The organism is Campylobacter concisus (assembly GCF_002165785.1).
Lineage (GTDB): Bacteria > Campylobacterota > Campylobacteria > Campylobacterales > Campylobacteraceae > Campylobacter_A > Campylobacter_A concisus_W.
The window spans coordinates 39,677-54,016 of record NZ_NDYO01000013.1 but is presented as its reverse complement, the minus strand read 5'-3'; the positions used below and the strand labels follow the sequence as shown (position 1 = coordinate 54,016).

General features: G+C 33.5%; 12 protein-coding genes. All 12 read left to right on the top strand.

The genetic code is table 11. The annotated features are described in order from the left end of the window. The first annotated feature begins 21 nt into the window (after positions 1 to 21). The 12 genes from rfbF (at position 22) to B9N62_RS09630 (ending at position 13,785) form a co-directional block, all read left to right on the top strand. Positions 22 to 795 carry a glucose-1-phosphate cytidylyltransferase gene (gene rfbF / locus B9N62_RS09690; protein WP_087585314.1) on the top strand — a complete coding sequence of 258 codons (774 nt, stop codon included), beginning with the start codon at positions 22 to 24 and terminating at the stop codon, positions 793 to 795. Positions 796 to 801: 6 nt separating this feature from the next. Further along, a complete protein-coding gene (rfbG, locus tag B9N62_RS09685; protein ID WP_087585313.1) occupies positions 802 to 1,863 on the top strand; it encodes a CDP-glucose 4,6-dehydratase in 1,062 nt (353 codons plus the stop codon). Beyond that, positions 1,863 to 3,653 carry a thiamine pyrophosphate-binding protein gene (locus B9N62_RS09680; protein ID WP_087585312.1) on the top strand — a complete coding sequence of 597 codons (1,791 nt, stop codon included), beginning with the start codon at positions 1,863 to 1,865 and terminating at the stop codon, positions 3,651 to 3,653. Before rfbG ends, B9N62_RS09680 begins: the two co-directional genes overlap by 1 nt. Next, positions 3,646 to 4,374: an HAD-IIA family hydrolase gene (locus tag B9N62_RS09675; RefSeq protein WP_087585311.1), complete on the top strand. Its 729-nt coding sequence runs from the start codon at positions 3,646 to 3,648 to the stop codon at positions 4,372 to 4,374. Before B9N62_RS09680 ends, B9N62_RS09675 begins: the two co-directional genes overlap by 8 nt. Before the next feature lies 1 nt (position 4,375). After that, positions 4,376 to 5,161, top strand: coding sequence for an aldolase/citrate lyase family protein (locus tag B9N62_RS09670; RefSeq protein WP_087585310.1), 786 nt, complete (start codon positions 4,376 to 4,378; stop codon positions 5,159 to 5,161). Further along, complete coding sequence (locus B9N62_RS09665; RefSeq protein WP_087585309.1) at positions 5,158 to 6,087, top strand: NAD-dependent epimerase/dehydratase family protein; 930 nt, start codon at positions 5,158 to 5,160, stop codon at positions 6,085 to 6,087. Before B9N62_RS09670 ends, B9N62_RS09665 begins: the two co-directional genes overlap by 4 nt. Further along, positions 6,084 to 7,412, top strand: a complete 1,329-nt coding sequence (rfbH, locus tag B9N62_RS09660; RefSeq protein WP_087585308.1) for a lipopolysaccharide biosynthesis protein RfbH — start codon at positions 6,084 to 6,086, stop codon at positions 7,410 to 7,412. Before B9N62_RS09665 ends, rfbH begins: the two co-directional genes overlap by 4 nt. 250 nt (positions 7,413 to 7,662) lie before the next feature. Next, positions 7,663 to 9,735, top strand: a complete 2,073-nt coding sequence (locus tag B9N62_RS09650; RefSeq protein ID WP_087585306.1) for a hypothetical protein — start codon at positions 7,663 to 7,665, stop codon at positions 9,733 to 9,735. Then, positions 9,716 to 11,527 (top strand): acyltransferase family protein, encoded by a 1,812-nt coding sequence (locus B9N62_RS09645; RefSeq protein WP_087585305.1) that lies wholly within the window; start codon positions 9,716 to 9,718, stop codon positions 11,525 to 11,527. Before B9N62_RS09650 ends, B9N62_RS09645 begins: the two co-directional genes overlap by 20 nt. Next, on the top strand, positions 11,528 to 11,896 hold the full coding sequence (locus B9N62_RS09640; RefSeq protein ID WP_087585304.1) for a GtrA family protein: 369 nt from the start codon (positions 11,528 to 11,530) through the stop codon (positions 11,894 to 11,896). 1 nt (position 11,897) lies between these two features. Then, positions 11,898 to 12,833 (top strand): glycosyltransferase family 2 protein, encoded by a 936-nt coding sequence (locus B9N62_RS09635; RefSeq protein ID WP_087585303.1) that lies wholly within the window; start codon positions 11,898 to 11,900, stop codon positions 12,831 to 12,833. Continuing rightward, the gene (locus B9N62_RS09630) at positions 12,823 to 13,785 is read left to right on the top strand and encodes a glycosyltransferase family 2 protein (protein ID WP_159070253.1); all 963 of its coding nucleotides are present in this window, start codon (positions 12,823 to 12,825) and stop codon (positions 13,783 to 13,785) included. The genes B9N62_RS09635 and B9N62_RS09630 overlap by 11 nt, the downstream gene beginning before the upstream one ends. Positions 13,786 to 14,340 lie beyond the last annotated feature (555 nt).

Genomic DNA, 14,340 nt, shown 5'->3' with positions numbered 1-14,340 from the left:
ATATTTATTTTTGGAGAATTAATGAAAGTATTATTATTAGCTGGTGGTTTTGGAACTAGGCTTGCCGAGGAAACATCTGTTAGACCAAAACCTATGGTTGAAATAGGCGGTAGACCAATAATTTGGCATATAATGAAAATTTATAGCCAGTATGGATTTAATGAATTCGTAATCTTGCTTGGTTATAAGGGTTACTACATAAAAGAGTATTTTGCTAATTACTTTTTACATAGAAGTGATGTTACGATTGATCTAAAAACGAATAATATGACTATTCACAATAACTTTAGTGAGAATTGGAAAATAACGCTTCTTGATACCGGATTAGAAACAATGACTGGTGGTAGAATAAAAAGAGCTAAGGAATATATAGGTGGTGAAACTTTTATGCTAACTTACGGAGATGGCGTGAGCGATATAAATATAAAAAATTTGGTTGAATTTCATAAATCTCATGGTAAATTGGCTACAATGACTGCATTCCAGCCTGATGGGAGATTTGGAGCATTAGACATAAATAATGATAATATTATTACATCATTTTTAGAAAAACCAAAAGGTGATGGGAATTGGATAAATGCGGGTTTTTTTGTATGTGAAGCAAAGGTACTTGATTATATTACTAATGGAGATGCAACTATTTTTGAACAGGAGCCGCTTTCAAATTTAGCCAAAGATAGGCAGCTTTGTGCATTTAAACACAATGGTTTTTGGAAACCCATGGATGCCTTGAGAGATAAACAGGTTTTGGAAAAAATGTGGGATAGCGGCAAAGCGCCTTGGAAAACGTGGTAATAAACTATGTTTGAAGATTTTTATCGCGGAAAGAGTGTTCTAGTAACGGGACATACTGGCTTCAAAGGCTCATGGCTAGTGTATTGGCTTACAAGTATGGGGGCGAATGTAGTTGGATACTCAAATGAAATTCCAACAAAGCCAAGCCATTTTGAGTTGTTAAATTTAGACATAAAAAGTATTTTTGGCGATATAAGAGATACTGAAAAGATGAAGCTTGCTATAAAAGAGGTGAAGCCAGATATCGTCTTTCACTTAGCGGCTCAACCACTTGTAAGATTGTCATATAAAAATCCTATTGAAACTTACGAAACGAACGTTATTGGCACGCTAAAAGTTTTTGAAGCATGCAGGAAAAATAATGTCAAGGCTATAGTCAATATCACTAGCGATAAATGCTACGAAAATAAAGAGTGGGTTTGGGGATACCGAGAGAACGATCCTATGGGTGGATACGATCCATACAGCTCCTCAAAGGGTTGCGCCGAAATTTTAACTAGTTCGTATAGAAATTCGTTTTTTAATTTGGACGAATATAAAAAAACTCACGATACGTTACTTGCGAGTGCTAGGGCGGGAAATGTCATAGGTGGTGGAGACTGGGCGAATGATAGGCTTATTTGTGATGTTATTAGGGCGGCATCTAAAAGTGAAGTTGTATCAATAAGAAATCCAAAAGCTACTCGTCCATGGCAACATGTGCTTGAGCCCCTAAGCGGTTATCTGCTTTTGGGACAGAGGTTATTGGAAGGCAAAAAGGAATTCGCTGATGGTTGGAATTTTGGTCCTAGCGAGGATGGTAATTATAATGTAGGCAATGTTTTGTTGGAGCTTAAAAAACATTGGGACAAAGTTGAGTTTAAGTTTGAGGCAAACTCGCAAAATCCTCATGAAGCAAATTTGTTAAGACTTGATTGCTCAAAAGCAAATATAAAACTTGGCTGGAAGCCTACGTGGGACAGTAAAGTTGCTTTTGAGAAAACTATAGAATGGTATAAAAGTTTTTATGAAAACAATAAAATAGATACCGAACAAAATTTAAAAGATTATATAAAAGAGATGGTGTGATGATAAAAGTTAGCGATTTTATAGCAAAATTTATAGCCGAGCATAAAGATACAGCAAAGACTGTATTCATGGTCTCGGGTGGTGGCAATATGCACTTAATAGATTCGCTTGGTAAAAATAAAAATTTAGAGTATGTCTGCAACCATCATGAACAGGCTTGTGCGATAGCTGCAGAAGGTTATGCACGTGTCTCAAATAAGATCGGTATCGCGTATGTTACCACGGGTCCTGGCGGGACGAACGCGATTACTGGCATTTACGGTGCTTGGGTGGATTCTATCCCTATGATGATCATATCAGGGCAGGTAAAATTCCAAACGACCATTGTTTCACAACCAGAGTTAAATTTACGTCAGCTTGGTGATCAAGAAGTTAATATCGTTGACATCGTAAGACCTATCACAAAATACACCGTAATGATAACTGATAAAAATAGCATAAAATTTCATCTGCAAAAAGCTGTTTATGAGGCTAAACACGGCAGACCCGGACCCGTATGGCTGGATGTGCCGCTAGACATACAAGGTGCTATGGTGGATGAAGCGGATTTGATAGAATTTGAAATCCCAGAAGAGCCTAAATTCGATACAAAAATCCCGCAGGTTTTAGATGCGTTAAAAGTTGCTGAACGTCCCGTAATTATTGCCGGTAGTGGCGTAACGCTTGCCGGTGCGAATGAAGATTTTCTAAAACTAATCAAAATTTTAAAAATCCCCGTTATCAGTACTTTTGCTAGATACGATATCGTTAGAAATGACCATGAGCTATTTTTTGGTAGATATGGCACTATCGGCAATAGAGCGGCAAATTTTGTCGTGCAGAATTCTGATCTCATCATTGCCATAGGTGCTAGATTAAATATCCGTGCAGTTAGCTATAACTGGGAATTCTTCGGCAGAGAAGCCAAAAAAATTTTAGTCGATATCGACCAAAATGAACTAGACAAAAAAACTATTGCTGCAGATATTAAGATAAAATCCGATGCGAAGGTTTTTATATCGGATTTGCGATCTGCGCTGAAAGATGAGCTGGATTTTGGAGCTTGGCTTGAAATTTGTAAAAATTACAGAAAGAATTATTCTACGATTGAGCCTTTTAGGCAAAATGTAAAAGAGTGGGTTGATTCATATAATTTTTTTGATGTGCTATCTAATCATAAACGAGATTTAGTTTATGTATTTGGTAACGGTACAGCATGTGTTTCATCGTATCAGAGCTTGCGCTTATATGAGAACCAAAAGGTGGTAGTAAATTCAGGTTGCGCTTCTATGGGATATGACCTACCTGCTGCAATCGGTGCTTGTTTTGCAAATGGTAAAAAAGATACTATTTGCGTTACGGGTGAAGGTAGCTTGCAGATGAATATTCAAGAGTTTCAGACGATAATTCACAATAAGCTCCCAATCAAGATTTTTGTGCTGAATAATGCTGGTTATATTTCTATCAGAAATACTCAAAATAACTTTTTCAAAGGTCACAAGGTGGGCTCGGATAAAGATAGCGGCGTGAGTTTTCCAGATACCGTTAAGCTAGCACAGGCATATGGCTTTGAAGCTTGTAGGATAGAAAATCAGCTAAATTTAAAAAGGGAGCTGGAGGAAATTCTATCCAAACCAGGCGCGATAGTTTGCGAAATAATGCTTTCGTCTACTGAAAAAATGGAGCCAAAATTATCCTCCGAGATAAGGCCTGACGGTAAAATGATTTCAAAGCCACTTGAGGATATGTTTCCGTTTTTACCGCGAGAAGAATTCTATAAAAATATGATAATTAAGCCAGTAGATGAATAAAGCTGTAGTTTTTGACTTAGATGGGACTATTTATTTTGGGAGTAAAATTGCCGATTTTGCTCTGCAAACTATAGATGAGCTTGAATCCAATGGTTACAATGTCTTGTTTTTTACTAACAATTCAACTAAAACAAGATCTGAAATTTTAGATAAATTAATTCATATGGGTATAAGAACTACTGTAGATAAAATATATACCTCAGCTTATGCTAGTGCTATATTTTTGCAAAAAAAGAATCTAAGAAATATATTTTTAGTTGGTAGCCGTGGTTTTAAAAGTGAATTAACAAATGTAGACATAAATGTCGAGGATGAGTATAGCTGTGAAGCCGTGGTAATTGGGCTCGATTTAAATTTTAACTATGAAATTTTATCAAGAGCTCTTATTGCATTACAAAAATCTCGTAGAATAATAGTGGCAAATACAGATAAAAATTTTCCGGTAGAAAATGGTCTTTTAAGACCTGGCGCCAATGCTATGCTAAGTGCAATACTTGGTAGTATTGATGAAGAAATTAAGCTGGATATAGTAGGAAAGCCAAATTCTTTTATGCTAGAAATTTTATGTAAGGATTGGGGGCTTGATAAACAGCATATCGTTGTGGTAGGTGATAGGATAGAAAGTGATATGGCTATGGCAAAGAATTTTAATTGTAAAGGAATTCTAGTTGGCAATGACATTACATTGCTGGATGTTAAGAATAAAATTTTAAGGAGCTAAAATGAATGTTTTAGAATACGAGATGATCGATATTCTTAAAAGACTTAAAGACGAATACGGTGTTTTTGAGATAAAAGCAGAGTACGAGAATGAAGGCAGTAGGCAGGAGGAGCTTTGTAGACTAAAAGATATTACATCTAAAGTTGGGCTTCCTATTATTATGAAAATCGGAGGCGTCGAAGCGGTAACCGATATATATAACGCTATTACTCTAGGTGTAAATGGTATCATAGCACCTATGGCAGAAACAAAATTTGCCGTTAGTAAATTTTTGGGAGCTATAAATACTTTTGTTGCTGAGGATAATCGCAATGACATAGAATTTGCGATCAATGTAGAAACTATAACCTGCTATGATAATTTTGATGATATTCTATCCTTGCCTAATATAAATACTCTTTCTGGCGTAACAATCGGAAGAGTTGATTTTACAAGTTCGATGGGTAAAGATAGGGGCTTTGCAGATAGTGATGAAATGCTAAAACATTGTGAAAATATTTTTACTAAAGCGAGAGCTAAGGGATTAAAATGCGGTTTAGGTGGAGCCATATCCGCAAAGTCGTGCGATTTTATTAAATATCTCATTTCTAAAGGACTGCTTGATAAATACGAAACGCGAAAGATTGTCTATCATAAAGACGCCATAAATAATATGGAGGCTGGAATTTTAGCCGGTGTGAAATTTGAATTAGCCTGGCTTAAAAGCAAACGTAGGTATTATCACAGAATCAAGTCCGAGGATGAGAAGAGAATCGAAATGCTTGAAAAAAGGCTAAGCAACAAATGAATCTTTTCATCACGGGCGGTAGCGGTTTTATCGGTTCGCATCTAAAAAAGCGTCTTGCGCTAAATGGAAATTTTAACGTTTTCGCTCCAAAAAGCAGCGAGCTAAATTTGACTGACGAAAGCGCGGTTGACGATTTTGTCAGTACCTATAAAATCGATACTATTGTCCATCTAGCTAATCGTGGCGGCGGTCGTGATACGCTGGATATGACAAATGTGACTGAGTACAATTTGCGGATTTTTTTCAATATTGCTAAGCAAAAAAATAAGGTTGCAAAGATCATATCGTTTGGAAGCGGTGCGGAATACGGAAAACACAAGCCGATAATAAATGCTCGCGAGGATTATTATAAAGAGGCGCTTCCGCTTGATGAATACGGTTTTTACAAAGCTATCACGTCGCATTACATTGAGGATTGCGCGGATAACATTATCCAGCTTCGTTTATTTGGAATTTACGGCGAAATGGAGAATTACCGCTATAAATTTATCACAAATGCCGTAGTAAAAAACCTGCTGCACCTACCCATCACGATCAATCAAAATGTATTTTTTGATTATATGTATGTTGAGGATCTGCTAAACATAGTGGAATTTTATATAGAAAATAATGCACGGCATAAAATTTACAACGCAAGCAGCGGGACAAAAGTAGATTTGCTTAGCCTGGCTGCGCTAGTAAATGAGGCGAGCGATTTTAAATCCGAGATAATCGCGCTAAATGAAGGGCTGAATAACGAATACACTTCTGACAACAGCCTATTAAAATCTGAAATGAAAGATAAATTTAAGCTTACGCCGCATTCGGAAGCGATCAGTAAAATTCATAAATATTTTAAGCAAAATTTTACTAGCCTAGACTTAGATACCATAAAAAAAGACCCATATTTGGGAAAAATCAATGAGATTTGGAAAGGTAGAAAATGACCCCTCAAGAATTAAAACAAGAAATTTTAGAAAAGACAAAAGAGTATTATAGACTGGTTCATGAGCCGGTGCAGCACGCTAAATTTGAGCCTGGCAAAAGTCGCGTAAATTACGCAGGCAGAGTTTTTGATGAGCACGAAATGGTAAATTTAGTAGATAGCTCGCTTGATTTCTGGCTTACATACGGTACATATTCTAAAAAATTTGAAAAAGAATTTGCCAAAATGCTTGGCGTAAAATGGGCGTTTTTGGTAAATAGCGGAAGTAGCGCAAATTTGCTTGCATTTTTTGCGCTTACTTCACCGCTTTTGAAGGAGCGTCGTATAAAGCGCGGCGACGAGGTCATAACCGTGGCGGCGGGCTTTCCTACGACGGTTGCGCCTATCGTGCAATATGGTGCCGTTCCTGTTTTTGTTGATATGGAGCTTGAGTATTTTAACATAGATCATACAAAGCTCGAGCTTGCGCTTAGTCCAAAAACGAAAGCCGTTATGGTAGCTCATACCCTGGGGAACCCTTTTAATATAAAGGCTGTGAAAGAATTTTGTGATAAGCATGACTTGTGGCTTATCGAAGATAATTGCGATGCGCTGGGTTCTCTGTATGATGGTAAGCCAACTGGTACATGGGGAGATATAGGTACAAGCAGCTTTTACCCGCCTCATCATATGACGATGGGCGAGGGTGGCACTACATATACAAACAATCCGTTGCTTAAAAAAATTATGCTAAGTATGCGTGATTGGGGGCGCGACTGCTGGTGCGAAAGCGGGGTGGATAATACTTGTAAAAAGCGTTTTTCACAAAAATTTGGCGAGCTTCCGATAGGCTATGATCACAAATATGTATATTCTCATTTTGGCTTTAACTTAAAAGTGTCTGATATGCAAGCTGCTGTGGGCTGCGCTCAGATAGAGAAATTTCCTACATTTGTAGCTAGGCGCAAAGAAAATTTTAAAAGACTATATGATGGGCTAAAAGATATAAAAGAGCTTATTTTGGTAACACCTCAACCAAATTCTGATCCAAGTTGGTTTGGTTTTATGATGACCGTCGCGGACGGAGCGAAATTTAGTAGAAACGATCTTAGCGAGTATTTAGAGAAAGCGGGAATTCAAACCAGAAATCTATTCGCTGGAAATATGACGCGACATCCGCTATTTGCAGATCTGCAAGTGGGTAAGGATTATCGCGTCGTAGGCGAGCTTAAGAATACCGATAAGATAATGAACGATAGCTTTTGGATAGGGGTGTATCCTGGCATGAGTGCTGAAAAGATAAAGTATATTATAGATATAATTATTAGATTTTTGGCTAGTAAATGAGTAAAAATAAAATAGCTATTTGTATTTTATTGTTTATTATTTTTATTGTTTTAGTATACAAAGTTTCGTATACTATTTTCATAATTTTTTCAGACCCAAATCATCAAACTTTCCAATATAATTATTGGGCATATTATTTTATTAATAAAGATAAATATTTTATTTTTAATTTTTATCTTTTTTATATATTTATGGTTTCAGCCTTTTTTTCAATAGTTTTATGGGTTAAATGCTATATGGATAATAAAATATGAGAACGTGTTTGTGCCGGCTGAAAAATAAAATAAATCAAAAAAAAGTCGTAGTTGTTATATCTGCTTTTGCTATATTGTTTCAACTATTATTTTATGTTTACGGTATAGCTACAAATTATAAGTTAGCCAATGAATTTAAATATATAGATGAGGAGACTATTTTAAAAGATATTAATGTATCCAACCATAAGTATATAAATAATAACCTACTTTTTAATCCTACTCCAACTTCATATACATATAATTCTTTTGATAATATACTGTTGGATGATAAAAAAGGAAGTGGCTTTACCTTTTTTAATAATCCAAAATACTTTGTTTTTGATTCATATAATAAAAAAAGATATTCATACCTATTTGGGATATATAAGGGGCATATAGCTAATGTACAGTATAGTAGAGATTTAAATTTAACTCTAGCAGAAGCTGATTATAGGGATAATAGTTTTTTAGAAAATTTATTAAACGATAATGGGCAAAAGATGTTTTTGGAGTACCCATTATTTTATGCAGGCTCACTCGATGAGCTTAAAAATAAAGTTGATTTTATTTCTTATAATATATTTGAACAAAATATGCAAGTTTTAAGTAGATATTATTGGCATGAAGCCTCTTTTATGTTGCTACCAATAAGTGATATAAAATCATATAGAAATAACTCAGAAATTTTTTCTCAATATGGCTATTTTAGTTTATATACTATTGATTATATATCGGAAATGTTAGGTGGTTTTAATATAAACAATTTTGAAAAATCAAAAAATATTGTTAATTTAGTTTACTTCTTAATCACTGTATATTTCATAGTATCACTTTTCGATGATATTACACTTAGGGGTTGTCTAATACTTCTGGCTTGTATTAGGCTTCTTTTTATACCATATTATGCCTATCACTATGCCCCGGGCGTTATAGATACAAGACATTTTTTTGACTTGATTATCGTTTTGCTATTATACTATGCATCTCGTGCGCCGAAACCAAGTAAATACTTGTTGTTTTTGGCATCGTTACTTGCAGTTTTATCTATTTTAATGTCTAATGATTTTGGCTTATTTATTTTTGTATCACTACTTGGAACGTTTATTATAAGGTATGTGTTACTAACTATTTATGAAAAAAGATTATCAATAATTAGATTAGTATTAGTCGCAATTTATGCAATATCAGGGTTTGTTTCTTATATTGAATATCCGCTAATGAAAAATCCATCCATAAAATATTTTTTGGATGGATTCTATTCATTTAATATACCGATGACTCTATTCTTCTTTATACTTGCTATTGTTGCAATCCAGTGGTTAATGTTGATTTTGTTTTTTAATAAATTAAAAGAATATAAGTATTTAGACAGTTATATTTTTTTATTGTTTTATACGGAGTTTTTATACACTTATTTTATATGGAAATTGGATAATCTATCCATGAATGTATTTATATTTTCGTTACCTTTTTTTATTGTATTAGCCGCTATAAAAATCAAATATAAACAAGTATTGCATAGTATTATTTTTATATGTTTAATTTTTTATTATATAAAACTACCTTTTTCATACTTTTCTGATATATATAATTTTAATTTAATTTTTAATAATCATAAAACTTATGTCTGGAATCATGAGAGAGCTGGCGGCATCGTTTCAACATATTCTTTCGAGTTATTTGAAGATTCTTTAAAACTTATAGATAAATATTCTAGTAGTGATAGTAAAATCTATATGATCTCAAAATATGATAATGTATTGCAATTTTTTTCAAAGAAATATTCCGGATTAAAATATTTTGAATTAAAATCTTTTTTGGTATCAGATATAGAATATAAAGAGGTTATTGAATTATTGAATAAAGATGCCGATATATTATATGTGGATAGCGATATAGATAGAGATTATGAATTAGAAATTGGAAAACGTAATTTTTTTGATATATACGGTAGCTATTGGTATAATGAAAATATAAAACAGAGAATTCCTAAGCTTAAGACTCTGAGTAGGCTATTTAATGATGTTAAAAATAATTATGTGCTTATCGAAAAAGGTAAATTAATTAATGTATATAAGAAAATATAATATATTTTTTATAGTATTGCTGTTTATTTTAGTAATGTCTCTTTCAGTAGTTATCGCAAGTCAAAGAATTATTAATCAAAATCTTAATATTGCTTTAAGTACTCTATATCAGTCTACTTCTAATGCAATAAATGGCGAAAATATTTTTTTTAAGACTAATATACAATTCAAAATTGATAAAATAATAAACAGCTATGAAAACTTATTTCAAACGGCGGATTATAATGAAGGATTGCGATTAGAATTTAGTGAAGATAGTGCCTATTTACTTTTTCCAGATGCTAATGGCAAGCTATTTGGTATTCCTATAAATATTGATACCAAATCAAACTTAAATCGAATATATAAATTACAAATAATTTATATTGATCATAAAGTATATATAAATCTTAATGGAAAAAATATTATAAATGATTTTTCTAATGTATACCCAAAATTTAGTAATATAAAATTTGGAGGAGGATTTGACGGTAGCAGAGAATTTAAAAATGGAAAAATTTTAAGCAATGATTTTATTTTGACCAATTTAAATAATTATGATTTCTCTTTTTATCTTATAATACTACTAGTCATATTAATATTAATAAATATTAAAGTAATATTATCTAGTATAAACAAAAATAATATATTTAATTTATCAAAGAACTACATATATAATAAAAATATTTATAATAAACTGCTTTTATTAAGGACTATAGCATGGGCTATGGTATTTATAATACATGGATACATTATTTTTTATAATTCTAAGGTAAATGAAAATTTAAGCAAGATATTTATGGGTGATATTGATCTAACCTTTTTGAAGTACCCATCTGCATGGGGAGGGGTATGGATATTTTTTGTTTTATCGGGGTTTCTTATGGGCAAAGCATTTATTACAAAAAGATATTCTTATGGTGATAGCGGAATTCTATATTTCTATAAAAACCGAATTTTGCAAATATTTCCTATATATTATTTTTGCATATTTACCCTTGCTATTTTCGTACATCCTGAAATTTTTCGACCAGAAAATATCAAATCGCTTATAAGAGTAGCTACGTTTACAAACGATAGTTTACTAAATATAAATATTGATGGCGCGCTATGGTCTTTGAGTACAGAAATTCAATTTTATATTCTAGTTCCTTTTTTGGTACAGTTTATCATTTTTATATCGGATAAGATCGGATTAAACAAGGTATTATTTTTAGTTATTGCGTTTGGCGTAATAGAAAGATTTGCCTTATATAAAATAAATTATAGTGGTGCAGTTGATTTCGAATTTTGGGATAGATGTATCTATAAGCCATTGTATTGCAATATAGACTTATTTCTATTTGGTATATTAGCAAATTTATATATAGATGATATAAGTAGAAAATATAAATTTAAATATATTGGCTTTTTTATAGGAATAATACTGGCGCTTTTATTGTTCGTAAATTTCTTTTTTAGCTATTATACTTTTAACAACTATATAGAATTTTATGCGGAGAAATTTATTTATCTTTTACCTACTTTTACTGCATTAATGACGTTTTTCTTAATTATTCTAATAGAGTATAAAGATATATTATTTGACATTAAAAATAATAAAAACATATTACATTATTTTGGAATTATGACCTTTGTAATTTATGTTTGGCATGAGCCCGTTCTTTTTAAAGTGCATCAAATCATAGAGCAGTATCATCTAGGTATAGGTCTTAATTTGCTTATAGGGCTTTGTTATTGTTTGTTCTTTGGGTTTCTATCATATATCTTTATAGAAAAACCGATGGGTTCGTATAAGAAAAAGGGCGTCTAAATGCCTATAAAACGCCAACTCATATCCTTCCTCCTCGTCGGAATTCTAAACACCGCTTTCGGATACGGGCTGTTTGCTCTTTTTATCTATATCGGTCTATATTATCCTCTCGCCGTGTTGTTTTCTACGATACTGGGTGTATTATTTAACTTTAAAACTATAGGCAATCTAGTATTCGGTAGTAGCGATAATAGGCTGATTTTTAAATTTGTTTTGGTATATGTTATAACATATCTCTTAAACATATTTTTCTTATGGCTCTTTAAACGGCTCGGATTTGAGAATATGTATATAAACGGCTTCGTATTGGTTGTACCGCTAGCCATAATTTCGTTTATATTGAATAAATTTTTTGTTTTTAGGAGATGATATGAAAAAAATTAGCGTCGTTACCGCGTGTTTTAACGAGGAAGAAAACGTGAAGGAGGTCTATGCGAGGGTTAAAAAAGCGATGTCGCAATTCCCGCAGTATGCATACGAGCATATTTTTATAGACAACGCTTCTACCGATAGAACGGTCGAAATTTTAAAAGCTCTTGCAAAAGATGATAAGAATTTAAAGATCATCGTAAATTCTAGAAACTTCGGTCATATCAAATCCCCGACCTATGCGCTTTTGGGGGCGGAGGGGGATGCCGTGATCTCTATCGTAGCAGATCTGCAAGACCCGCCCGAGATGATACCGGGGCTCATAGAAAAGTGGCAAGAAGGCAATGATCTAGTTCTTGCCATTAAGCGCGATAGCGAGGAGAAAGGCGTTATGTTTAAGATACGTGAGCTTTACTACGAGCTGCTCTCCAAACTTTCCGAGATCGAAATTTTTAAGAATTTCACTGGCTTCGGGCTTTTTGATAAAAAGGTCATCGCGGCGCTTAGGCGGATGAACGATCCGTATCCGTTTTTTCGCGGAATGCTTGCGGAAGCGGGCTATAAGGTAGCTAAAATTCCTTACGATCAGCCTATAAGAATTCGCGGAGTTACCAAAAATAATTTATATACGCTTTACGATATGGGGATTTTGGGCATAATCTGCAATTCCAAAGTCCCTCTTAGGCTTGCGACTTTCATAGGTATGATAACGGGCGTTTTAAGCATAGTGGTGGGACTCGTTTATTTCGTGCTAAAACTCATATATTGGGACGAGATGAGCGTGGGCATAGCGCCTCTTATCATACTTTTTTCCTTCGTTTCGTCCGGAATTTTATTTTTCATCGGTATAATAGGCGAATACGTCGGCGCGATCTATACTCAGGTACTAAATCGTCCGCTGGTCTTTGAGAAAGAAAGAATAAATTTTGACGAATGAGATACTTTTAAGCATCGCTATACCTACTTATAATAGGGCGAAATTTTTAGATATAAGCCTAAATAGCCTATGCAAAAGCGTGCGTAAAAGCGGGCGAAATGACGTTGAAATTTTGATTTTAGATAACGCTTCTACGGATGAGACTCGTGACGTTGTAAAAAAATACGCCAAGCATAAATTTCTAAAATATATAAAAAACGATGAGAATATAGGCGCGGATAATAATTTTAAAAAAGCGATCTCGCTATCGCGCGGAAAATATGTGTGGATATTCGGCGACGATGATTTGGTATTTGACGATACGATTTTGTATTTAGCGCAAATACTGGATGCCCCAACCGCATTCGGCATCGTTCATTTAAAAGCTCAAAATTTTACTGATGAGACTAGCCCTGCGGAATTTCAAGAATTTAAGAATTTCAAAATTTACGACGGCGCTAAAGCGGAATTTATCCAAGAAGCGCATACTAATTTAACCTTTATAACGTCCAATATCGTAAATAAAAGCCTATTTGATAAAATTGACCTAAATACGATAGCTAATAACAATCTAGGACAGCTATATTGGAATATAGCGTGCGCAATTTTATCCGATAAGCAAGCAGTCGTATTTGATAAAATCTATGCGGCGAGGCAGTTTAATAGTGGAAACTATAATTTTTCCAAAGTTTTCGGTATAAATTTAAACGATACGTTAAGTTTGATCGAGAAAAATTACGATGCGAAATTTATAACCGAAATTTTTAGGAAAAGACTTTTAATATATTATTATCCCGCCAATATTATTCGGATACGCAACGGGCTTTCGGCGGTTAGAAATGAAAACTGCTTTCGCAATTTATATGAAATTTATAAGAAATATCCGCTATTTTGGATATTTACGGTCAGCGCGATGTGGATCCCGAAAAAGCTAGGTCTCTTAATGATTAAATTTATGCAAAAAACGATTTAGGACGGAATTTGCTATCTAAAATTTCATACATGGCGCTAGCGCAGATATTTTTCGCTTTTACGTCCGTAGTATCGATTTTAGTACTGCCTAAATTATTATCTTTAGAAAGTTTCGGATATTATCAGCTGTTTATATTTTTCGCAAATTACGTAGAGCTTTTGCATTTCGGGCTATCCGACGGCATATATCTAAGATACGGCGGCAGGCGGTTTGAATCGATTTTAAAGCGAACTTTAAAATCTCAAATTTACGCTATGGAAATTTTATATGCCCTAGAATGCCTAATTATATTTTTTGCCGTCTATACCTTTTCATTCGATAAAAGACTATTTTTATATATCGCTATTTCGGGCGCTATTACGGTGCCTAGATCGTTTTTATATAATCTTTTGCAAAGCATAAATGAGATTAAAAAGTCTATCGTAGTTTTACTTATAGAGAGAATTTTTGTTTTATCGTCCATTGCAATCGTTTATTTCGTAGATTTTGATAAAGCTAGGTTTTTGATATTTTCATTTATTTTTGCCAGATTTATATCTTTCGCTTATATTTGTT